Source organism: Rhizobium anhuiense bv. trifolii (genome assembly GCF_024346605.1).
Classification (GTDB): Bacteria; Pseudomonadota; Alphaproteobacteria; order Rhizobiales; family Rhizobiaceae; genus Rhizobium; species Rhizobium anhuiense.
In genome coordinates, this window is the sequence record NZ_CP098803.1 from 3,226,449 (window position 1) to 3,248,927 (window position 22,479).

The 22,479-nt window shown below is 61.8% G+C and carries 23 protein-coding genes and 1 riboswitch; of the genes, 5 read left to right on the forward strand and 18 right to left on the reverse strand.

Annotated features, from left to right (window positions below):
* Positions 1–23 precede the first annotated feature (23 nt).
* The 5 genes from NE851_RS24675 to NE851_RS24695 all read right to left on the reverse strand — a co-directional run bounded on the left by NE851_RS24675 (position 24) and on the right by NE851_RS24695 (position 5,425).
* Positions 24–761, reverse strand: a complete 738-nt coding sequence (locus tag NE851_RS24675; RefSeq protein WP_127430290.1) for an SDR family oxidoreductase — start codon at positions 759–761, stop codon at positions 24–26.
* 266 nt (positions 762–1,027) lie between these two features.
* Positions 1,028–1,624 carry a dienelactone hydrolase family protein gene (locus NE851_RS24680; RefSeq protein ID WP_127430289.1) on the reverse strand — a complete coding sequence of 199 codons (597 nt, stop codon included), beginning with the start codon at positions 1,622–1,624 and terminating at the stop codon, positions 1,028–1,030.
* A 97-nt stretch (positions 1,625–1,721) separates the two neighbouring features.
* Positions 1,722–3,710, reverse strand: a complete 1,989-nt coding sequence (locus NE851_RS24685; RefSeq protein ID WP_127430288.1) for a primary-amine oxidase — start codon at positions 3,708–3,710, stop codon at positions 1,722–1,724.
* 93 nt (positions 3,711–3,803) lie between these two features.
* Positions 3,804–3,977: a hypothetical protein gene (locus tag NE851_RS24690; RefSeq protein WP_164735912.1), complete on the reverse strand. Its 174-nt coding sequence runs from the start codon at positions 3,975–3,977 to the stop codon at positions 3,804–3,806.
* Positions 3,974–5,425 carry an APC family permease gene (locus NE851_RS24695; protein ID WP_127430287.1) on the reverse strand — a complete coding sequence of 484 codons (1,452 nt, stop codon included), beginning with the start codon at positions 5,423–5,425 and terminating at the stop codon, positions 3,974–3,976. The genes NE851_RS24690 and NE851_RS24695 overlap by 4 nt, the downstream gene beginning before the upstream one ends.
* A 122-nt stretch (positions 5,426–5,547) precedes the next feature.
* On the opposite strand from NE851_RS24695, the gene NE851_RS24700 reads away from it, so the two are divergent.
* Positions 5,548–6,585: an AraC family transcriptional regulator gene (locus NE851_RS24700; RefSeq protein WP_127430286.1), complete on the forward strand. Its 1,038-nt coding sequence runs from the start codon at positions 5,548–5,550 to the stop codon at positions 6,583–6,585.
* Positions 6,586–6,648: 63 nt separating this feature from the next.
* Here the strand turns inward: NE851_RS24700 and NE851_RS24705 are convergent, their stop codons facing one another.
* From NE851_RS24705 to NE851_RS24735, 7 genes are all read right to left on the reverse strand, one after another.
* Positions 6,649–7,014 (reverse strand): cytochrome C oxidase subunit IV family protein, encoded by a 366-nt coding sequence (locus tag NE851_RS24705; protein WP_127430285.1) that lies wholly within the window; start codon positions 7,012–7,014, stop codon positions 6,649–6,651.
* A 7-nt stretch (positions 7,015–7,021) separates the two neighbouring features.
* A complete protein-coding gene (locus NE851_RS24710; protein ID WP_127430284.1) occupies positions 7,022–7,741 on the reverse strand; it encodes a heme-copper oxidase subunit III family protein in 720 nt (239 codons plus the stop codon).
* A gap of 9 nt (positions 7,742–7,750) precedes the next feature.
* Entirely contained in the window at positions 7,751–8,464 is a 714-nt protein-coding gene (locus tag NE851_RS24715) for a cytochrome c oxidase subunit 3 (RefSeq protein ID WP_127430283.1), read from the reverse strand.
* The gene (gene ctaD / locus NE851_RS24720; RefSeq protein ID WP_127430282.1) at positions 8,461–10,230 is read right to left on the reverse strand and encodes a cytochrome c oxidase subunit I; all 1,770 of its coding nucleotides are present in this window, start codon (positions 10,228–10,230) and stop codon (positions 8,461–8,463) included. The genes NE851_RS24715 and ctaD overlap by 4 nt, the downstream gene beginning before the upstream one ends.
* Before the next feature lie 64 nt (positions 10,231–10,294).
* Positions 10,295–11,113, reverse strand: coding sequence for a cytochrome c oxidase subunit II (locus tag NE851_RS24725; protein ID WP_047610571.1), 819 nt, complete (start codon positions 11,111–11,113; stop codon positions 10,295–10,297).
* A gap of 148 nt (positions 11,114–11,261) precedes the next feature.
* Positions 11,262–11,651, reverse strand: a complete 390-nt coding sequence (locus tag NE851_RS24730; RefSeq protein ID WP_127430281.1) for a c-type cytochrome — start codon at positions 11,649–11,651, stop codon at positions 11,262–11,264.
* A 198-nt stretch (positions 11,652–11,849) separates the two neighbouring features.
* Positions 11,850–12,773, reverse strand: a complete 924-nt coding sequence (locus NE851_RS24735) for an MYG1 family protein (protein ID WP_127430280.1) — start codon at positions 12,771–12,773, stop codon at positions 11,850–11,852.
* 145 nt (positions 12,774–12,918) lie between these two features.
* Between NE851_RS24735 and NE851_RS24740 the strand changes: the two genes are divergently transcribed.
* Entirely contained in the window at positions 12,919–13,410 is a 492-nt protein-coding gene (locus tag NE851_RS24740) for an HIT family protein (protein WP_127430279.1), read from the forward strand.
* A gap of 105 nt (positions 13,411–13,515) precedes the next feature.
* On the opposite strand, the gene NE851_RS24745 is transcribed toward NE851_RS24740, so the two are convergent.
* The 5 genes from NE851_RS24745 to NE851_RS24765 all read right to left on the reverse strand — a co-directional run bounded on the left by NE851_RS24745 (position 13,516) and on the right by NE851_RS24765 (position 18,868).
* The gene (locus NE851_RS24745; protein WP_127430278.1) at positions 13,516–14,280 is read right to left on the reverse strand and encodes an ABC transporter ATP-binding protein; all 765 of its coding nucleotides are present in this window, start codon (positions 14,278–14,280) and stop codon (positions 13,516–13,518) included.
* Positions 14,277–15,317, reverse strand: coding sequence for a FecCD family ABC transporter permease (locus tag NE851_RS24750; RefSeq protein ID WP_047610579.1), 1,041 nt, complete (start codon positions 15,315–15,317; stop codon positions 14,277–14,279). Before NE851_RS24750 ends, NE851_RS24745 begins: the two co-directional genes overlap by 4 nt.
* The gene (locus tag NE851_RS24755; protein WP_127430277.1) at positions 15,314–16,330 is read right to left on the reverse strand and encodes an ABC transporter substrate-binding protein; all 1,017 of its coding nucleotides are present in this window, start codon (positions 16,328–16,330) and stop codon (positions 15,314–15,316) included. The genes NE851_RS24750 and NE851_RS24755 overlap by 4 nt, the downstream gene beginning before the upstream one ends.
* Positions 16,331–16,512: 182 nt before the next feature.
* Positions 16,513–16,762, reverse strand: a riboswitch (cobalamin riboswitch).
* Between the two features lie 274 nt (positions 16,763–17,036).
* On the reverse strand, positions 17,037–18,317 hold the full coding sequence (gene blh, locus NE851_RS24760; RefSeq protein WP_127430276.1) for a bifunctional sulfur transferase/dioxygenase Blh: 1,281 nt from the start codon (positions 18,315–18,317) through the stop codon (positions 17,037–17,039).
* 182 nt (positions 18,318–18,499) lie between these two features.
* Entirely contained in the window at positions 18,500–18,868 is a 369-nt protein-coding gene (locus tag NE851_RS24765) for a DsrE family protein (RefSeq protein ID WP_063475164.1), read from the reverse strand.
* Between the two features lie 88 nt (positions 18,869–18,956).
* On the opposite strand from NE851_RS24765, the gene NE851_RS24770 reads away from it, so the two are divergent.
* The 3 genes from NE851_RS24770 (at position 18,957) to NE851_RS24780 (ending at position 21,879) form a co-directional block, all read left to right on the forward strand.
* Positions 18,957–19,952: an AraC family transcriptional regulator gene (locus NE851_RS24770; protein WP_127430363.1), complete on the forward strand. Its 996-nt coding sequence runs from the start codon at positions 18,957–18,959 to the stop codon at positions 19,950–19,952.
* A 108-nt stretch (positions 19,953–20,060) separates the two neighbouring features.
* Complete coding sequence (locus NE851_RS24775; RefSeq protein WP_127430275.1) at positions 20,061–21,533, forward strand: sensor histidine kinase; 1,473 nt, start codon at positions 20,061–20,063, stop codon at positions 21,531–21,533.
* A 1-nt stretch (position 21,534) separates the two neighbouring features.
* Entirely contained in the window at positions 21,535–21,879 is a 345-nt protein-coding gene (locus NE851_RS24780) for a response regulator (protein ID WP_127430274.1), read from the forward strand.
* 106 nt (positions 21,880–21,985) lie between these two features.
* On the opposite strand, the gene NE851_RS24785 is transcribed toward NE851_RS24780, so the two are convergent.
* Positions 21,986–22,468 carry a cupin domain-containing protein gene (locus tag NE851_RS24785; protein ID WP_063475166.1) on the reverse strand — a complete coding sequence of 161 codons (483 nt, stop codon included), beginning with the start codon at positions 22,466–22,468 and terminating at the stop codon, positions 21,986–21,988.
* Positions 22,469–22,479: the final 11 nt, after the last annotated feature.

Sequence of the window (22,479 nt, forward strand, 5' to 3'; positions counted from 1 at the left end):
CCTGGAATATAAGCGGTCTTAGGTTAGCCGCCGTTCAACCGCTCGAACATCGCTTCGCCATGCTTGCGCGTGTGGACGGCGGTGCCGACCAGCAGTTCGTCCTGGTCATTCTCCAACTGGGCAAGTGCGTCCGTGGCGAATTCCTCCGGCGACATCATGTATTGCCGCTCCGCACCCGCTGCCCGCACGCCACCGCCGAGATTGGTGTCGACCACCGGCGGGACCATCTCGACCACCCGCACGCCCGTCGCCTTCAACTGGTGGCGAAGCGACAGCGTGAAGGAATGGAGGGCGGCCTTGGTCGCACAATAGACGGGAATGTCGGCCTTCGGCGTAAACGCCAGTCCCGAGGTGACGTTGACGATGACGGCGCTGGGTTGCCGCTTCAGCATCGGCAGCAGCTCGCCGATCAGTTGGATCGGCGCGGCAAGGTTGATGGCTATCTCCTGGTCGAGATCGGCCACGGCCTGATCATCGTCGAAATGCCTGACGTACTGCACCCCGGCATTGTTGATCAGCATGTTGAGGTCGGGATGGTTGTTTTCCAGCCAGCCCGACAGGCTGTCACGATTGTCGAGATCGGTGACGTCGCAGACCCGCGTTATCAGAGCAGGAACGGCCGCCTGCGCCGTGTCCAGCGCCTCCCTGCTCCTGCCGCAGATGATGACGCGATTTTTCCGTTCGGAAAGTTGCTTAGCGAGCGCCAGCCCGATGCCGCTTGCGCCGCCGGTGATGAGAATGGTGTTGTCCGTCAGTTTCAAGTCGAACGTCCTTCTATGTTGACATGAAGGTGCGCCGACAAAGGTTTCAGAGTTCCCGGCGGACACACCTACGAGACCGGCAAGCCGGCTGCGGTGTCGCGGTTACCCTGAAAGGAGGAGTTGCCGCCCGATGGGCGACGGCCGGGCTACCATCCGACCAGCACTCTTTCGACGGAATTTTTATAAGGCAGATTTTGCTACGATGGCAAGTGGCGACGATGGCTATGCCGAACTGCTGCGCTCAGCCGCATCCCTGCCCTCCAGCCTCATCCAGACGTGTCGTCCAAGGAGTCCAGGAACGCGAGCACTCGGCTGGTGAGGAGCGCGGCCGCATCCGCGTCATAGGATGGAAGCGAGCTGTCGGCGAAGTAGTGCTGATCGCCGGGGTAGAGGAAAAGCTCCGCCTTCTCGACCTTTTCCACAATCTCGCGGGCGGCTTCGATATCGCCCTCGCCTGCGAAAATCGGGTCGTTGTCCATACCGTGGATCTGCACCGCGACGCCATCCGGCCATGGTCCGAAGGCCCACTCGCCGCTGATCGGCAGGCAGGAGTAGAAGAGCAGCGCCCCACGGGCCCCAGGCCGCGTCTGCGCCAGCTTCTGCGCCGGCAGCACACCCAATGAGAACCCGCCATAGACGAGCTCGACCGGCAGTTCGTCGGCGAGGCGGACGCCACGCTCCCTGACAGCGTCGAATCCGATTTCACCGATATAGGCGAGGCCTTCTTCGATGCTGGGGAAGGTACGCCCGTCGAACAGATCAGGCGTATGCACGATGTGGCCGGCTGCCCTCAAAGCGTCGGCGAACGCATGCACACCCGGGGTCAGCCCCTGTGCGTGGTGGAATAACAAGACCTCAGCCATACGAAGCCTCCGGATGGGATGATCGGGCGCACATTCGGCAACTCTACCGGGTCATCGCCTCGTCGGGAAGACGTCAGTCGCAGGCCAGTGCCATACTCTAGGTGTGGCAGCAGGGACCGTTCCCGCTGTCATCGGGTGAAGGCTGCAGGCGATTGTCGACACTCTCCTCGTTTCCACCAGGCGGCAGGTCCATGGCGATGTTGGATGCGAAAAAGCCGTTCGGTTTCAGTGTGAAGCCTGCATATTCCACCGGCATGATCGGAAAATCCTCGGGCTTGCAGACATGGGTATGACCGAAGGAATGCCAGAGCACGATATCGGCATTCTCGATTTCGCGATTCTGCTTGACATAACCCGGCAGGCCGTCGCCGCCGGCATGCACGTTCGGATAATCGCCGCTCGCATATTTCTCCCTGGCATCGAAGGCCGTGACCCAGATGTGTTTCTTGGCGAAGCCGCCGCGCTGGGCAACGGTCGAATCCGGCTGGGCAAGCATGACCGGTGACGGCATGACGATGATCTTGTAGCCCGGCGTTTTGCCGACGCTGTTCTGCATGTTGGGGTTGGAGACTTTCCAGTAGCGGCCGGTCTCACCATTGGCGAGTGAAGGCGAATCGAGTTCGCGCTTCAACACGCGAGTCCTGGTATCGAAGACATTGCCATAGGGATTGTCCTCACCCCAGGGACGCGGCACGAACTCATGCTCGGTCACAGTGTTACCACCGCCATCGACATCCATATGCAGGCGCGCATTGAAGAAATGCTGGTGGGTCGGACCGCCGAGATTGTCATCGACCATGCCGCCCCACGGATAGGTTTCGCCGGTCGCGACTGCCGCCGTCTGGATGATGCCGGTAAGCTTGGCTTCGAGCTGGATCGTGCCGTCCTGGTAGAGATACCAGTAGAAGCCGTAATCATAATTGCCGACGGTTGCGAAGAAGGAGATGACGAGGCGGCGGGAGCGGCGCACTTCGAAAATACCGTTGCGAAATTCGTAATGCTTCCAGAGGATTCCGTAATCCTCCTCATGCAAGCAGATGGCGTTCTTCATGATGAAAGGCTGGCCGAAATCATCGGCCGCCGGCACGTCGAAATAGTGAATATGGCCGAGGCAGTCGCAGCCGAGTTCGAGGCAATTGGCCAGGCGCCCGAGGCCATATTCGCCGGCATCGAAAGCGCTCTTCCAATAATGGTTCGCAGTCGGATCGGCATAGGGAACGACCATTTCGGTGACGCTGGCGCGAAAGACGACAGGCCGCAGCCTGCCCTGATCCCTGATGCCGAGTTCATGCAGAACGAGGCCTTCGCGCGGGGTGAAACCGACACGGAAACTCCAGTTCTGCCATTCGACTTTCCAGCCGTCGACAGCAAAGCTCGGCCCTTGCGGCTGAACGATATGCAGCGGCTTGAGATCGGGTCGGAGTTCCGGGAAGGTTTCGCGGCCATAATTGCGCTTCTTCCGTGGAACCGGAATGATCTTTTCATCGTCGACGAGATCGACCACTCGGTTGGTGATCAGGTCGACCACCGCCACCACACCCTCGATCGGATGCGCATAGCCGTTGTCGCGGATATCCTCGCGCCAATAGGACACGGCGCGGACGATGCGCTTTCCCTTCTCGAATTCGCGGCCAAAATAGCCGGAGGAAAAAGGATCGATCTGGATGAGCGGAATATCCTCGTCGGTGATGCCCCGCTTCTTGACGGCAGCAATCCAGCGCGGATCGGATTTGACGGTGCCCTCAACGGTTTCGAATTCACACAGCATGACCGGCGGCTGGCCATAAGGCAGCTCGCCAAGAGGCAGTCTTATATAGGAGGACACTTTGCCGGCGGTCAGATCGACGATGCCCTCGAAGGTCTCGCCGTTGCTGATATCCATGGCCAGAATGAAGGCGAGACGCGGCAGACTATCGCCCAAGCGATAAGTGGCAAGATCCGTCTTGGCCGGCTCCTCCAGCCGGGTTATCGGAAAGCGGAAGGTGGCTGCGAGTTTCTGCGTATCCTTGAGGATGGCAACGGCAGAAGCGATCTCGGCCAGGCTCAGGGGATCGAGCGGATGGGTGACTGCGACAACGGCGTCCATGGACATACCTCTTTGATTTGGGCCTCTTTGATTTTGGGCCTCTTGGCTTCCGGAAAGACGACGCACCATCGCGCGTCGCAAGCTGTGCGGTGATCAGGATCGACCGGAGCAGATCTGCGTCTCGATCGTCATTGCCTCTGCGTGAATGCAAAACACCGAGCAGAAGACATGCGCCTCAACGGCAACCAGCAAAGTCGCGCCGGTAAGGATCGCGCTCGCGAGAGCCAGAAAGCGATCGACGGGTGCAAGTTCGGCAATGGCACTCATTCGAAGACCTTTCCGAGTGAGGCATAGAGAGCGGGCTTGGACTTCTTGACCTGGATCGCAAAAAGCGCACCGAGAATGCCCACCAGTACCATCGCATAGGGGAAAGCCTTGACGATCGGGCTTTCGCTGCCGGAAAGCAGGGAAAGATTGGAACTGACCAGCACCAGCGAACCCATCAGGCCGAGCAGCGCCAGCGCCGGAGCGATCATCGTGGTCCAGGCGCTGTAGCTGTTCGGCGTCTTGCGGAAGAACATGACGATCGCGACGGAGACCAGCACCTGCACCAGCAGGATACCGATCCCTGCAAGCGCCGCCATCCACGAGAACACGACGGTGTAGGGATCGGCGCCGAAGATGACGAACAGGGCAAGAACGACGGCCGCGATCAGACTTTGCAACAGGCCTGCGGCATAGGGTGAGCCATGCTTGGCGTGAACCTTGCCAAGCACCTTGACGGCCAGCCCTTCCCGGCCAAGGGCGAAGAAATAGCGGTTGAGCGTATTGTGGAAGGACAGGATGCAGGCAAACAGGCTGGTGATCAGCAGCACGTTCATCACCTGGCTCGACCATGCGCCGAGCACGGAATTGGCGGCAACGAAGTAGAAACTGTCGAGGCCGGCGGCAGCGGAGGCCTGCACATTGCCCGGACCGTAGAATTGCACGATGGCCCAGGTGGAGAAGGCGTAGAACAGGGTGATGAGCAGCACCGCAACATAGGTGGCGCGGGGGATGGTCTTTTCCGGATTTTCGGCTTCCTCGCCGAAAATGGCCGTCGCTTCGAAGCCGATGAAGGAACCGATGACGAAGACCAGCGCCACACCAAGACCTGATGTAAAGACCGACGATGGAGCGAAGGAGGAAAAGGTGATGCCTTCTGGTCCGCCGCCTGAAAAGACGATGGCAAGATCGAGAACCAGCAATATGGCGATTTCGGCGATCATGCAGACGCCAAGGATCGCGCCTGAGAAGGCGATGTTGCGTTGACCGCAGACCAGCACGACGACGAGTGCCGCGAAGGCCCAGGCCCACCACGGCAGGACCAGCCCAAGCGGCGCTATGGCGTTGGCCACGAAGAAGCCGAACAGCCCATAGATGGCGATCTGAACCGCGCTATAGGTGACCAGCGCCATGAAGGCGCCACCCACCCCGGCCGGCTTACCGATGCCATGGGTGATATAGGTGTAGAAGGCCCCCGCCCCGCCCACATGCCGGCTCATGGCGGTGAAGCCGACCGAGAAGAGCAGGTAAAGCAGGCCGGCGAGCACGAAAGCGCCGGGAACGCCTGCGCCATTGCCAAAGGCAAAGGCGGCCGGTGAAGCGCCGACGACGGCCGTGAGAGGCGCGGCCGCGGCAACGACGAAGAACACGATATGGGCAAGCCCCACCGAGTCCTTGGCCAGACGACGCTCCGGCGATGACGGCGCGGGCATGCTTGCTTCCAATGTCATGGAGAAACCCCTCTTTGCTTGTTTGTTGCCAAGAGGGTAAGCGCGGCGATCTGGCCTCGAAATTGCAGTTTATGCCAATGAATCGATAATTCGCGCCACGACGGTCACCGGAGACGCTGAAAATGGCAGTTGCACGGCATTTGATCAGCCGAATGCCCGCAGTTGCTTCAATTCGAGCCTCTGTCTTGATCCCGCTGGTGCAACAAATCGATAAAAGATCCGGGAAAACCGACCTTCTTCTGGCTTCGCACGGCATTCTGCGCTCGCAACTCGAAGATCCCTACGCTGTCCTGCCTATGGCGCGTTATGTCGCGCTGTTCGAGGATGCCGCGACGATAACAGGCGAACCGGCACTCGGAGCCCGCATGGGCACCGGTTTCAGGCCCGCCGATCTCGGCCCCATCGGCATGCTCTTTGCGCTCTCGCCGAACATTCGCAGCGCTTTCGAACGGCTGTCGAAATATGTGAACGCGTTGCAGGGCGCGACCAGTTCCGGCGTATTCGAGGAGAATGGCGATTTTGTCTGGAGCTACCGGATCGTCGACCCCAGCATGTGGCCGCGCCGGCAGGACAGCGAATTCACGATTGCCGCCTCCTGTCAGCTCGTCCGTTCGTGCTTCCGCCGAGGCTGGCGGCCGATCGAAATCCAGCTCGAGCATCACGCCCCACGCGATGCCGGCGTGCTGGAACGCATCTATGGCGCGCCCATCCTGTTCGGCCAATCCGGCAACCGCATCGTCATGAACAAGGCGGATGCCGATCGTGTCCACCGCTCGGAAGACAAAAGCCTGATCGAAATCCTGGAGCGGCACATCGGCGATCTGGTCAACGAGCCGGCGGCCGGCGAAGCTGTCAAGGAAAAGGTCCAGGCCCTGATCGGCATCTATCTTGGCCGCAAACCGATCACGGTCGCAATCCTCGCCGCCGAACTGAAGATGTCGCCGCGAAGCCTGCAGCGTCGGCTGTCGGAGGAAGGCGTGTCGCTTCGCGATCTCGTTCGCCAACACCGCCAGACACTCGCCGCCCATTATCTCGGCGACCGACATGCCGCGCCGATGTCCGAGGTGGCGCGTGTGCTGGGTTATGCAGACAATACGGTGCTCTGGCGTGCGCTGCGGTCCTGGGAGAAGAAAGGAAACCGCTCATCTTCGATAGGTTGAACGAAGATGTAAAAGCAAAGCAAATACGAACGGAACGGCAACGGAGACTGCCCGATTGCCGCTCTACGGCGTAGCACCGAAAAACGCTATCCGGGTGAAGATCGTATAGTCCGCTTCCGAGACCATCAGCGCCACGAAAACCAGTACCAGCAGCGGCGGCAGCAGGATGGCGTAGACCAGCGCCAGCCGTTCCCAGGCCATGTGCATGAAGACGGCGACGATCAATCCGGCTTTCAGCATCATGAACACCAGGATCAGCGTCCACCTGAGATAGCTCTGGACGCCAAGATAATCGACCATATAGGACGCCGCGCTGAGCACGAAGAGCAGGCCCCAGACGAAGAAATAGAGCCCGATCGGGTGCTGCTGTCCGCTGTGTGCCTGTGCGTCCATCGTTTGGCTTTGTGCATGCGCCGTTGTCTCGCTCATGACGACCTCACCACAGATAAAAGAATGCAAAGATGAAGACCCAGACCAGGTCGACGAAGTGCCAGTAGAGGCCCATGATCTCGACGGCCTCGTAGCGGCCTTTCCGGCTGGTGAAGAAGCCACGCCGTTCCACGTCGAAATCGCCGCGCCAGACCTTGCGGGCGACGATGAGGAGGAAGATGACGCCGATCGTGACATGGGTGCCGTGAAAGCCTGTTATCATGAAGAAGGTCGAGCCGAACTGCGCCGCCCCCCACGGGTTTTCCCAGGGGCGCACGCCTTCGGTGATCAGCTTCGTCCATTCGAAGGCCTGCATGCCGACGAAGCATGCGCCGAGAAGCGCTGTCAGCAGCATCAGCACCGCCGTCGTGCGGCGGTCGCGGCGATAGCCGAAATTGACCGCCATCGCCATGGTGCCGCTGCTCGAGATCAGCACGAAGGTCATGATCGCGATCAGGATCAACGGCACATCCTGGCCGCCGATATGCAGCGCGAAGACCTCGCTCGGATTGGGCCATGGTACGGGCGTCGACATTCGGGCGGTCATATAGGCGATTAGGAAACAACCGAAGACGAAGGTGTCGCTCAAGAGAAAGATCCACATCATCGCCTTGCCCCAGGAGGCGGTCTTGAAGGCGCGCTGATCCGAGCTGAAATCGGCGGCGACACCGCGAAGGCCTGATGGCCTGAGGTCAGCCCCGCCATGTGTCTCGATAGTCTGTGCCATCTGCACCCCCTAGCTAATCAACGTCCGGCAGAGATCGACGAAATCGCTGGCCCAGCCGGCAAAAAGCGCGAAGAGCAGCAGCCAGACCGCAAGCATGAAATGCGAATAGATAGCCGAGAGATCGACGCTAAGGCTCAGCCTCTCCGGCGCGATATCGGCTGCGAAGGCCTTGACCGTCGTGCGCGCCAGCACCGCCAGCCCACCAAGAATATGCAGGCCATGCAACCCGGTCAGCATGTAGAAGAAGCTGTTGGCAGGGTTATCATCAAGCACGTAGCCTGCCGCGACCAACTCCCGCCATGCCTGGATCTGCCCGGCGAGGAAGAAGACCGCAAGCGCAAGTGCCGTAACGAGCGCAGGCCGCAGGCTTTCCATGCGGCCATGCCGCTCTTCGCGCTTAGCCCATTGCAGCGCCGCACTGCTCAAGGCCAGCGCCGCGGTGTTCACCCAGAGCAGGCGCGGAACCGGCATCCCCCACCAGTCGGCCGAGGCTGCGCGCATGAAATAGGCGCTGACGGCAAGGCTGAAGAGCGCGCCGACGACGCCGAGAAAGACGAAGAGACCGATCTTCACCGGCGGCACCGGCGGCCGGCCGGTGCCGTCATGAACCGGCATCTGCACGGAGCCGGTCTCCAGCCAGGGCTTCGAGGTCAGCCGCTGCCCGGAGAGCCACCAGATCATGATGGCGGCGATGGCGGCCAGAAAGATCAGCACGACGCTCATGCCGGCGTCTCCCGGGTGACGCCAGCCGTTGCCGGCACATTCTGCGGAATGAAATCCTCGGCCGCCCCCGGCACGCTGTAATCATAGGCCCAGCGATAGACCACAGGCAGGTCGTTGCCCCAGTTGCCATGCGCCGGCGGCGTCTCAGGCGTCTGCCATTCCAACGTCGTTGCCCGCCATGGATTGCCGCCGGCCTCCCTGCCCCGGAAGAGGCTCCAGGCGAGATTGAACAGGAAGACCATCTGCCCGGCGCCCACGACCAGCGCCATGACTGTGATGAAGATGTTCAGCGTGTGGGCCGACGGCGGAACGAAGGCCGTCTCCCCCATCTCGAAATAGCGGCGCGGCACGCCGAGCAGACCGAGATAGTGCATCGGAAAGAAGATCGCATAGGTGCCGAGGAAGGTGATCCAGAAGTGGATATGGCCGAGCACATCGTTCAGCATGCGCCCCGTCACCTTCGGATACCAGTGATAAATCGCCCCGAAGATGACGAGGATCGGCGCGACCCCCATGACCATGTGGAAGTGGGCCACGACGAACATCGTATCCGACAGCGGCACGTCGACGACGACATTGCCGAGGAACAGGCCGGTCAGCCCGCCATTGACGAAGGTGACGATGAAGGCGAGCGCAAAGAGCATCGGCAGCGTCAGGTGGATATCGCCGCGCCACAGCGTCAGCACCCAGTTATAGACCTTGATCGCCGTCGGGATGGCGATGATCAGCGTCGTCGTGGCGAAGAAGAAGCCGAAGGCCGGGTGCATGCCGCTGACATACATGTGGTGCGCCCAGACGACGAAGCTCAACGCCCCGATGATGACGATCGCCCAGACCATCATGCGGTAGCCGAAGATATTCTTGCGCGCATGCGTGCTGATCAGGTCCGAGACGATGCCGAAGGCCGGCAGCGCCACGATATAGACCTCGGGATGGCCGAAGAACCAGAAGAGGTGCTGGAACAGGATCGGGCTGCCGCCGCCATGCTGGAGCTGCGTGCCCATCTCGACGATGGCGGGCATGAAGAAGCTGGTGCCGAGCACGCGGTCGAAGAGCATCATGACGCAGGCGACGAAGAGTGCGGGAAAAGCGAGCAGCGCCATCACCGTCGCGGTGAAAATGCCCCAGACGGTGAGCGGCATCCGCATCAGCGTCATCCCTCGCGCCCGCCCCTGCAGCACGGTTACCACATAGTTCAGCCCGCCCATCGTGAAGCCGATGATGAAGACGATCAGCGAGGTCAGCATCAGCAGGATGCCCCAGTCCTTGCCGCCTGGTGTGCCTGAGAGAACGGATTGCGGCGGATAAAGCGTCCAGCCGGCCCCTGTCGGGCCGCCGGGGGCGAAGAAGCCGGCGGCGAGGATCAGCACCGCGAGGAGGTAGATCCAGTAGCTCAGCATGTTGGCGTAAGGGAAAACCATGTCGCGCGCGCCGACCATCAGCGGAATGAGGTAATTGCCGAAGCCGCCGAGGAAGAGCGCAGTCAGGAGATAGATCACCATGATCATCCCGTGCATGGTGATGAACTGGTAATAGTGATCGGCATCGATGAAGGTGAAATAGCCGGGGAAGGCGAGCTGAATCCGCATCAGCCAGGAGAGTACCAGCGCCACTAGGCCGATCGCGATGGCGGTGATCGAATATTGCACGGCGATGATCTTGGCATCCTGGCTGAACACATATTTCGTCCACCAGCTGTGTGGATGATAAAGCTCCACATCCTCGACTTCGGCGGATGGGATGCTGCCGGATGGAATCTCGACCATGATCTCTCTTCCCTTCCCCCGCCGGTTCACCGAACCGGCCTGCGGTCTGCGACCACTGCACGGTTCAGTTTGCCGACGGCAGCTCTCCCGATGACGCCGTCAACTGGGTGAATGTTTGCTGCTGCCCGAGCCAGGTCTGATAGTCCACGTCGTTGTCGACGACGACGGTGCCGCGCATTTGCGGATGACCGACGCCGCAGAGTTCGGCGCAGAGGATCTCGAAGGTACCCGTCCGCGTCGGCGTGAGCCAGAAGTAGGTGACCATGCCGGGGATCATGTCCATCTTGGCGCGAAACTCAGGCACGTAGAAATCATGAAGCACATCGACCGAGCGCAGCAACATGTGCACCGGCTTGCCGATCGGCAGGTGCAGTTCGCCGCCTTCGATGATGATGTCATCGAGGCCGCTTGCATCGTTCTTGTCGAGGCCGAGCGGGTTTTCGGGCGTAACGTCGCGCGTTTCGGCGCGGCCGAGCTTTCCGTCCGCCCCCGGCAGGCGGAAGCTCCACAGCCACTGCTGGCTGACGACCTCCACCGATGCGGCATCGGCGGGCACCGTGATGAACTGGTTCCAGACGATGAGGCCGGGCGCCAGCATGGCGGCGACGCCGACCGCCGTTCCCGAGGCGAGCATCACCTCCAGCCTGCGGTTTTCAGGCTCGTAATGCGCCTTGTTGCCCGGCTTATGCCGGAAGCGAAAGACGCAATAGGCCATGAACAAGACCACTGCCACGAAGACGATGCCGGTGATCCAGAAGGTGATGACGAGAGTGCTGTCGATATAGGTCCAGTTGGACGCGATCGGCGTCCACCACCACGGGCTCAGCACATGGAACAGCACGGAGCCGACGACAATCAGGACGAGGATCAGCACGACAGCCATTTCCGCTCCTCCTCGAGCAGGTTGACCCGTGAAACCGCATTCCGCAAAAAGTCCGTCTTTATTATCGCACAGATAGAAAATATCGGCAATTACGGCAATTTAGGCACCTGCCGCGTCACTTCCACCCGTCATTTTGGAGTATGGCCCATCATTTGGAATATTGCTTGAGATAGGCGATGAGATCGGTGATCTCCTGGTCGTCCTTCACGCCGACGAAGGCCATCTTCGTGCCCTTCACCTTCGCTTTCGGATTATGCAGATAGTCGCGCAGCACTGTCTCGTCCCAGACCAGACCGCCTTCGCCGGCCGCCTTCATTCCGGCCGAATAGGCGAAATCAGGATGCGTGCCGGCCTGTCGGCCGAACAACTTGTTCAGCGACGGACCGACCTTGTTCGTATCGGAATCGGCGACATGACAGGTTGCGCATTTCTTGAAAACGACGGCACCCGCGGTCGCATCGCCTTCCTGCGCCCCGGCGCGACCGGGGGAAAGGGCAATCACGGATGTGGCAATCAGCAGAATAACACGATAGTCCATGGCAAACCTCATCCTCCTCAAGGTTGCCAGCCACTTGCACCCTCAGCAATCTCTCGCGTATGGGTAGTGGTTGTATGGCTTAAAGCTTAGTCCTTCGCGGCAGCAAGTCAATCGGCCCTACAATTGGAGCCATCTGAACGTAATCTGATACGAGGTGAACCCGGCGCGGATAAGCTGCCTGAGCTGCCGCTATTTGACCTATTGCCCGATCGAAAGCGCCTCCTCTACCGCCAGTTCGGCCATGGCAAGCGCCGCCTCTCGGGTCCTGGCGGCGGCGATGAATCGGCCGTTGTGGCAGAAGCTCGCGCCCTCTATGCCGCACGCCGCCTCCAATGCGCCATTGGTGAGCCCGGCCCAGGCCGCCGGCAGATCGGCCCTGAGCTCGAAACCATCCTCGGCGCGGCGGATGCCGGTCACGCACCAGTCCTTTTCGCGCGGGTGGACGACGAACAGCAGATGATCGGCGCCTGCTTTCACGATAGCAGGCCGGAAGGGCATTCCCCTCGGCAATTCCAAAACACGCCCCTGCCCGGTAGCCTCGATTGCCTGATGCACGACCGCCTCGGCCCGCAATTTCGCAGCACTCTGCGCAATCCTGGCCTCGACGAAACTGCGGGCGATGGCAAGGGCCGCGTGGAAGGCACGGTCGTCGGCAGCGGGGTCGGCATCGTCGAAGACCGGTTTCAGCGTTTCCAGCAGAGCCGGCAGCGTCAACCCGGCCAGCGGCCCGGAGGGGCTGAGCGCGCCATTGTCCGTCAGGTCGACCGGCAGCACGAAACTGGCGTCGAAAGAACCATGCAGCGTCTCGACATGTGCTTCGGGAAGGCCGGAGGCTGCGAGATAATCACGGCCGTAATGCTTCCAGATCAGGCCGAAGGAACTGTAGGGCTGGCCATCGTCACGCAACGGCGCGCCGCGCTGGTGGTGGTCGAATATCCCGGCGGCAGGGTCATAGGCGCCGCCGACATCGTAGATGATGCGATCCTTGCCCGGCGTGATCCATTCCGGCGCCCGGCTGCGGACGATACGCGCCTGCGGGAAAAGCCGGGTCAGGATGACGCTCGACAGCAATTCGTCGGCATGGAAGCCACCGGAATGGGTGACGAGGAAATCGGGGATCATAAAAGGCCTTATCGTTCTCGGCGGGTTCGCCTAGGATCAGCACCAGATAGCGGTTGGCGGATATGACGACAAGTCTCTCTGGGATAAGGCTCTTGGACTTGGCCTTGATTATGTCTCGGATGCGTCATTTGCAACCCTCGCGAAACTGCCTATTCTGCCGCCACCACAAGTGAATAGCGACATTTGCGAAAACGGAAGACGCAACTCCGCCCTTCCCGGCTACCTCATGCTCAGTTCCAAGACCGATACCAACGATCTGTCGGATTTGTCTGAAGACGCTTTGGCCGAATTCGGCCCCTTGCTCGCAAGGGTTCAGAGCGCCCTGAAACGGAAATTGAATGCCCAGCGCGTCTATATCGGCCGATACGGGCACACGCCCGGTTATCCGATCCATTTCCATGTGATCCCGATATATGACTGGGTGGAGGAGTTGTTCTGGAAGGACGCTCGATATCGCCTGCTCCAGAGTTTTGCAGAGGGTCCGGGGGAAACCGCAACGGATGGCGCGGAACTGACGCTGTTTGTCTGGCGCGAATTCTGCGAACGCACAGAGCCGCCGCCCATCAGCGGGCCATCGGTCTCAGAGGTCATCAAGCTGTTGCGGGAGGCAATGCGGTTTTCGGCGCCTGAAGCCTAAGACAGCGCCGGTCCCGGCTGTCTTGCGACGAGCGCACGGCGCCAGGCCCGGAAGAAGGCCAGTGAGGTCATACCCCTCCTTGAGATCGAAATTCCCCGCCGTTCCTTAATCCATGACGTATTGGATATGATGCCGGCCATGCACGGCCGATTTCTGGACATGGGCGCGAACGCCGAAGACCCGGCCGATCATCTCCTCCGTCAGCACATCCTCCGGCGCGCCCGAGGCGATGACCTTGCCCTTTTGAAGTACCGCCAGGCTGTCGCAGAACATTGCCGCCAGGTTGAGATCGTGCAGCGCGACGATACAGGTGATACCGAGCTTCGAGATCAGCGAGAGAATGTCGAGTTGGTGCTGGATATCGAGATGGTTGGTCGGCTCGTCGAGCAGCAGTTCGCTCGGCGCCTGCGCCAGCGATCTCGCAATATGGACGCGCTGGCGCTCGCCGCCCGACAGTGTCTGCCAGAGCTGGCCTGCCCTCTCCCGCATGCCCGTCCGCGACAGCGCCTGGTCGACGGCAGCGTCGTCTTCGGCGCCCCAGGACGACAACAGCCCGCGATGCGGGGTGCGGCCAAGCCGCACCACATCGCGCACGGTCAACTGCGTATCGGTCGTCGACTGCTGCTCGACGAAGGCGACGCGACGCGCAAGGGCTGCGCGCGACAGCGAGGAAATGTCGTCCTCGCCGAGCCTGATGACACCGCTGCGAACCTTGCGCAGCCGGCAGATCAATCTGAGAAGGCTCGACTTTCCGGAACCGTTCGGCCCGAGCAACCCGAGCACCTTGCCCCTTTTCACCGTCAGGCTGACGCCGTTGACAATGACGTTGTCGCCGGCGGCAAAGCTCACCTCGTCGACGTTGATGCTCATGCATTCCCTCGTACGCGATAGAGGATGACGGCGAAGGCCGGCGCGCCGAAGAGCGCGGTGACGACACCGATCGGCAGGATCTGCTGCGGTATGATGATGCGCGAAAGGATATCGGCGCCGACCATGTAGATGGCGCCGCCGAGCGCCGTTGCCGGCAGCAGCCGCCCATGGGCCGGCCCGACAAGGAAGCGGGCGGCATGGGGTATGACGAGGCCGACGAAACCGATCGAGCCCACCATGCTGACGACGCTTGCCGTCATCGCCGCCGTCAGGGCGAACAGCACGATCTGGACGCGGCGCACGGCAATGCCGAGCGAGGCGGCGGCGTCCGTGCCGAACGCGAAGGCATCGAGCGCCCGCACATGGGCCATGCAGACGATGAAGCCGGCAAGCGCGATCGGCACCGAAAGGTAGACATCCGGCCAGCGTACGCCGCTGAGCGACCCCAGAAGCCAGAACAGGATGCCGCGCGCCTGCTCGGCATTCGCCGATGTCGTCACGATGTAGGAGGTGAGCGCGTTGAAGAGCTGCGAACCGGCGACGCCACACAGTATGATGCGTTCGCCGGTTCCCCCCGCACCCGTCGCCAGGAAGCCGACCAGCAAAAAGGCCATGACTGCGCCGATGAAGGCCCCGCTCGACAGGCCGAGAATACCGTAGCCGAAGCCGAGAATCATCACGCAGACCGCTCCCGTCGAGGCGCCGGCGGAGATGCCGAGCACATAGGGTTCGGCCAGCGGATTGCGCAGCAGCGCCTGCAGGATGGCGCCGCAGAGCGAGAGCGACGCGCCGGCGCTGGCCGCGACGAGGGCGCGGCTCAGCCGATAATCCCAGACGATGCCCTGGTGGATGCGGCTGAGCTCGAAATCGGTTCCGAACAGGCGGTTCGAAACCGCCTCAGCCGTCGTCGCAAGCGGGATGGCAATCTCGCCGATGGAAACGGCGAGACTGATCATCAGTCCAAGAAGGAGAAGCGCGGCAATGGTGAGCGCGGCGAGCGCCCACCATCCCTGCCGCCTGAGCGATACTGTCTTCACTGTGCCAGGCCGAAGGACTTGATGCCCTTCGCCAATGTCTCGACGCCGTCGATCGTACGGATCGTTGGATTCATCGATTGCGCATCCATCATCACGAAGTGCCTGTTCCTGACGGCATCGAGTTCCCTGGTCACAGGGTCGTTCTCGAGAAAGTCGAGCTTGACCTTGGGATCGTCGGCCGCATAACGGCGGCGATCCATCGTCGCCAGCACGATCACCGCCGGGTTCGCCTGGGCGATGGTTTCCCAGCCGACCAGCGGCCATTCCTCTTCGGTTGTCACGACGTTCTTCGCGCCGATCGTCTTGAGGATATAGGCAGGCGCGCTGTTCTTGCCGGCGATGAAGGCGTCGCCGTTGACCTCCTTGCTGGAGAACCAGAAGACGACCGGTAGGTTCTTGCCCGTTGCGCCCGATATCGACGCCACGGCATCCGCCTCGCGCTTCCTCAGCGTGGAAATCAGCGTGTCGCCGCGCTCCTTGACGTCGAAGATCTCCGAGAGTTCGGCGATTTCCCGGTAGATCAGATCCATCGTGAACAGCTCCCCACGCACACCGTCGCCGCCATCGGTGTTGACCTTGGCGACGCAATCGGCCGGCGCGAGAAAGGTATTGATCCCGAGATCCTTGAACTGCTCCCGCTTGCCGACGGAGCCCTGCGCGCCGACATGCCATTCGAACTCGGCCGCCACGAGGTCGGGCTCCTGCCCGACGACGGATTCGAAGCTCGGATCGTTGTCGGCGAGGCGTTTGATCTTGCTGTTGGCCTCGGCATATTGCGGCAGGACGGGGCCAACCCAGACTGCGGTTCCGGCGATCTTGTCGGCAAGGCCGAGCGAGAACAGAATTTCAGTCATGCCCTGGCCGATCGAAACTATCCTGGCGGGCGCCTTCTGGAACGTCACCTGCTGGCCGCAATTGCTGACGGTCAGGGGATATTGGGTCGCGGCCAAGCTTGGTGCCGCAAGGCCGGCCAGCCCGAAGGCAAATGTCATGATGGCGAGAAATTGACGCATGAAAACCTCGATGATGGGAAAACAGGCACGGCCGCGCCGCGCGCATATACGCAACGCTGAAGTCACGCCGACGCGTAGACTAGCCGCGGGAGGCCCAATCGAGACGGATGCATGCCGATATCAGGCGAAGGTTCAGAAGGTCAATCATGTCTGTTCCTTGTCCGGGCATCCCCGCCCGGTTGATTGGATCGCGATTGACGGCAGGTCTCCTGGCTTGCGGATATCCGTCTTTCATCCGCCTTCCCGCGATATCCGCAGTGGCGTAGCCTTTAGGCCAAGGGCATGATCGCTCCGCGATCAACCCCGAGATCGACAATCCGCTTACAGTTGCGGGGGCAGCCACGGTCTCGGTCCCTACTGGGTCGTCCTCACCGTGTTCCCTATTAATCCCCTTGGAGTCATCTTCAGGGAACCGTCTCCCCCAGTTACGTCGCCTGCCCGCGCGCCGTCAATGATTATTCAGAGGGCGCCGCGCCACCGGCGGATAAATATATCGCGCGCATGGCTGCGCGCCGCCGTTCGGTGCGCAAACTGCCGGTGGCGGTCGGTTGATATTGCGGCGAAAGGCGCTTCCTTACGATAAACTGCCTTGCCTATGAAGCAGTTGGGGAACATGGGTGCCGGCTGCTATTGGTGGGGATGACTTCGCCGGGGCTGCTATAGGAAACGCGCTTTGAACGATGCGGCGGTTGCCAGGGCCGCCCCCTCACAACGCATCCAGCGGAATCTTCAGATACCGCCGGCCGTTCTCCTCCGGCTCGGGCAGCCGCCCGCCGCGGATATTGACCTGCAGCGCGTGCAGCATCAGCTTCGGCTTCGGCAGCGTGCGGTCGCGCGCCTGGCGCAGCGCCACAAAGCCGGCCTCGTCGATGCCCGATATATGCGGATTGGCGCGCTTCTGGGCGGCAACCGTGCTTTCCCAGCGCGGGTGGCGGCCACCCGGCTGATAGTCGTGGCCGGAAAACAGCCGGGTCTCCTCGGGCAGCGACAGGATCGCCTGGATCGTGTGCCAGAGGGCGCTGGCGCTGCCGCCCGGGAAATCCGTGCGGGCGGTGCCGGAATCCGGCGTGAACACCGTATCGTGCACGAAGGCGGCGTCGCCGATTACATAGGTGATCGAGGCGAGGGTGTGCCCGGGCGAAAACATCACGCGGGCCTTGAGCGTGCCGATCTCGAACGTCTCGCCATCGGCACACAGCCGGTCCCATTGCGAGCCGTCGGTCGCGAGCGCCGGCCAATTGTAGATCTCCTTCCAGAGCGCCTGCACGTCGGTGACATGGGCGCCGATCGCCGTCGGCGCACCGGTCTTTCCCTTGAGGTAATACGCAGCGGAGAAATGATCGGCATGCGGATGCGTGTCGAGGATCCACTCGACCGTCAGCCCTTCGCTCTCGATATGGGCGAGGATGGCGTCGGCATTGGCCGTGCCCGTCGCCCCCGACATCTCGTCGAAATCGAGCACCGGGTCAATGATGGCGCAGCGTTTCGTCGCCGGGTCGGAAACGACATATTGCACACTGCAGGTGCGGGGCTCGAAGAAGGCCTTCACATGAGGTACCTGCCCTGCCCGCTTCTCCAGCCAGCGCCGCGCGCCGGCAAGATCGAAGCCGAGGCCTTGACCAAAGGCCTCGACATCCCCGGACTTCATCCGCCCGTCCAGCGCCTCGCCCAGCGCATAAAGCGTCAGCGCCCGTGTGCCGCTCTTGCAATGGGCGACGACCGGCCCCTTCGCCTCAGCTATCGCCGCCTGAAAGGCGCGGATATCGGCCTCGGTAATCTCGGCCCCCTTCACCGGCACGAAGCTGTAGGCGATCCCGGCGGCGGCGGCTGAAGCCTTCTCCGCTGCATTACCGGGTTGCCCCGGCTCCTCGCCATCCGGCCGGGCATTGATGACGGCGGCAAAGCCGTCTGCCGCGAAAGCACCAAAGTCCGCGGCGCCGGGCTGCCCCGTCACCGATATCAGCTCATTGACCCTCACGGATGTCATCGAAGCCCCCGCGCTGCCCTCATCAGGCATTATCGCATGTATATCGACACAATCTCACAAGTATATTGCCGAGCGCAAGAATAGACCACTTGTCGCATCCCCGAGCTTGCCGCCGGCCCGCAAAGCCTGACGAAACCGGCGGGAGAGGCTCCTCATACTTCCGCCCGGCCCGGCTCCTCCGGTCAAAACGACAGCGTCGCAGCGCCCTCCTTGATCTCGGCATGCATGGCGCTGGCGCCGACGATGACGACACCGTCGAGCATGTCCTCCTGCGTGTAACCGCGCGAGGTCACGCAGGGCGGGCAGGCCCAGATCGTGCCGCCGCGCTGCTGGAAATTCTCGATCAGCATCGACAGCGGATCAAGCGGCGGCACATGTGTCATGCGCTGGCCACCCTTGCGCACCAGATCGATCCCGGTGCTGGTGAGGAACACCGAGACCTTCAGCCCGGCGGTGATGCCGCCATTGGCAATGGTGAAGGCGACGGAGGACAGTTCGGATTCGATGCCCTTGGTGATGAGCACGACCAGTTTGTCGCTTTGAGTTTGCATAGTATTCTCCCAGTGAATTGAAATGAACGCTCACCACGAGTGAGCGAGAACACCATAGGAGGGTGCGCGGGGCGCGTATTTGGCCGGGATGCGTGAAGCCTTGTCCGAAAATCCAGGCGTTGCGGGTGTCGTGCGCGACGACGTGTTGTCGGCGCTGCTTTCGACGATCCGCCTGTCGGGATCGCTGCAGTTCTGCTTCATGCCGACGGGCGACTGGCAGACGGATGCCGCGCCGGCCTTAGCAAACCTCTCGGCCAAGGCTTCGGGCACGATGCCTTTTCACATCGTCGTGGCCGGCAGCTGCTGGCTGAAGACGGAAGGGGAAGAGACCGATCTGGAGGCCGGAGACGTGCTGGTCTTCCCCTTCGGCACCGGACATCAGCTCGGCGCGGGAAGGGACGGCATGCTGGTGCTGCCGACGCGCGACCTGCCGCAGAAGCCCTGGCGTGAGATTCCCGTGCTGCGCTATGGCGAGGCGGCGCAAAGGGTGCGGCTGCTCTGCGGCTATCTGCAATGGGACGGCTTGAGCTTTGCGCCGCTGCGCCAGGCGCTGCCGAAAATGATCCATGTCAGGACACGGGCCGTCAATGACGGCGACTGGTTGCGCGCCACCATCCGCCAGATGATCGAGGAGGTCGACAGGCCGCGCGCCGGCGGAGTTTCCATGCTGCCGCGGCTGACTGAAATCGTGTTCATCGAGATCCTGCGCCATCAGATCATGATGGCCGAACCGCGCTCGGTCGGCTGGCTGGCAGCCCTTGCCGACCCCGCGCTGTCGCGCTGTCTCTCCCTCATTCACGACGATCCCAGACACGACTGGTCGCTGGAGGACCTCGCCTCAGCCTCCGGCCTGTCGCGCAGCGCCCTCGCCGACCGCTTCCAGGCGATGCTCTCGACCTCGCCCATCCGCTATATCAGGGACTGGCGGCTCTACCTCGCAAGTGTCGCCCTCGCCACCTCAGGTCAGCCTATCGCAACAATCGCCTACGACGCCGGCTACGCCACCGAAGCCGCCTTCAATCGCGCCTTCTCTCGCGCCTTCGCCACCCCGCCGGCGACGTGGCGGGCGATGGCGCGGGCCTAGAGTGTGATCGGCTCGGACAAGGTTGGCATGAGGAAGCCGCAACACTCATGGGTGGAAAAAATCAAAGGATGCGCTAATTAGAAGCACCATCAAAATCGGGAGCGCGCCTTGGATTCCGAATCCCCTCAGCCACTCACAACTCGCTTTCCTGTCGGTGGCGGGGAAATTGGCCGACTGATCCAGACCCGCGACTGGAGCAAGACGCCGCTCGGTCCTCTCGATCTCTGGCCGCAAAGTCTGAAGACGGCCACCAACATGCTCCTGCTCTCACCCGTGCCGATCGTTCTTCTCTGGGGCGAGGACGGCGTGATGATCTATAACGACGCCTATTCCGTCTTCGCCGGCAGCCGCCATCCGGATCTTCTCGGTTCCAAGATCCGCGAGGGCTGGAGCGAAATTGCCGACTTCAACGACAATGTCATGAAAGTTGGGCTGTCCGGTAAAACGCTCGCCTACGAAAACCAGGAACTGACGCTGTTGCGCCACGGCAGCCCGGCTCCTGCCTGGATGAACCTCGACTATTCGCCCGTCCTCGACGAAAGTGGCAAACCCGCGGGCGTCATCGCGATCGTCGTCGAAACGACGAAAAGCGTCCTTGCCCAGCGGCGGCTGCGCGAGAGCGAAGAGCGGTTCAGGGCGTTCACTACGGCCACGACCGATATCGTCTATCGCATGAGCGCCGACTGGAAGGAGATGCAGCAGCTCGACGGTCGCAACGTTCTTGCCGACACCGCCAATCCGACTGTCGCCTGGCAGGAGGCCTATTTGTTTCCCGAGGACATTCCGGCGATCCAGGCGGTGATCGACGAGGCGATATCAAGCAAGGGTGTTTTCGAATGCGAGCATCGCGTCCGGCGGGCCGACGGCAGCACCGGGTGGGTGTTGTCACGGGCTGTTCCACTCCTGAACGACGCAGGCGCCATCGTCGAATGGTTTGGGGCCGCGACCGATATCACCGAGCGGCGACGCAAGCAGCAGCAGCTGGAACTTGTCGTTCATGAGCTCAATCATCGCGTTAAGAACAATCTGGCGATGGTGCAGGCTTTTGCGTACCGCACCTTCCGGGATGCCGACGACATCCCGCGTGCACTGGACAGTTTCACGGCGCGGCTGGTGTCGCTCGGCCGTGCCAATGATCTGCTGACGGGAGAACTGTGGAGCAGCGCGTCCCTGAAACAGACGCTCGACCAGGCGACAGTTCCGCATCGGCCGGATGGCGGGCGATGGGAGCTCACCGGAGACGATATCCGGGTTTCCGCAAAGACGGCGCTGGCGCTGACCATGGCCTTTCATGAACTCGGCACAAATGCCGTGCGCCACGGCGCATGGTCGAGTGATGGCGGCGCCGTCCGCGTCAGATGCTCCCTTCAAATCATCGACGACGGAACGCAACGCTACCGCATAGACTGGGACGAACATGGCGGACCGCCGGTGGAACAACCGAAGCGGAAGGGGTTCGGCACGGTCCTCATCCAGCGCGGCCTTGCCGCGGAGACGGGAGGCAATGTGGAGATTTCGTTTGCCGAACGGGGTTTTTCCTTCCGTCTCGACGCTCCGGCAGACCGTCTCCGGAACGAATGACATGGCCAAGCGTGTACTTGTCGTTGAAGATGAAATGACCATCGCCATGATGATCGAGGACATGCTGATGGACCTCGGTCACGAGGTCGTGGCGACCGCCGCGCGTTTGCCCTCGGCGCTGGAGGTTGCCGCCGATGGCAATCTCGATTTCGTCGTTCTCGATGTAAACCTCGCCGGGCATCAGTCATTTCCGGTGGCGGCGGTCCTTCAGCAGCGCGGTATCCCCTTCGCCTTCGCAACCGGATATGGGCCAGCGGGTATCGATCCCGCCTTTGCCGGCCGGCCGGTGCTGACCAAGCCATTCACATCAGCCGATCTCGCCGCCGTCATCGAAACCGTCAGCTGAGACCCAAGAGGGCCGACGCCCAAGTCCAAGAGCCGCCCCAATGAGACATGTTGTGGCGGGCGATGGCGAGGGCCGAACTGGATTCGATCGACACCCAGATAATCGATCAGCGCGGTTGCGGGCCTGTCAATCCGAGCGCCAGCGTAATGTCGTTGATGATCCCCAGTCGCGCTTCGATCACCGCGATTTTCTCAGGCGTATCGGCACTGCAAGCCTCGATATCGATGAACATTTGCTCGCAGCCGCCTGGCGTCACCGTGCCGAACATCTGGCCGGGTTCGTCGCCTATGTTTCGCCAGCTGTGCGGGACATGTGGCGGCAGAACGACGACGGTTCCCACAGGCGCGTCGAACGCTTCGTCGCCGCATTGGAATCGATAGAGCCCCCGGATGACCCGAAAGACTTCCGTCTCCCGCGTATGCGTGTGGGGAGCCGGACCATGACCCGGCGGTGTGAAGGTTTCCCACATCCCGAACGCGCCGCCGGTCTCGGCGGCCGTCGCATGAATGATGATCCTCGCGCCAAAGGGCGTCCTCGCCAGGCGCTCCTTGCCGGGTAAAGAGACGACGGCGTTCCTGAAACTTGACATACCCACCTCCC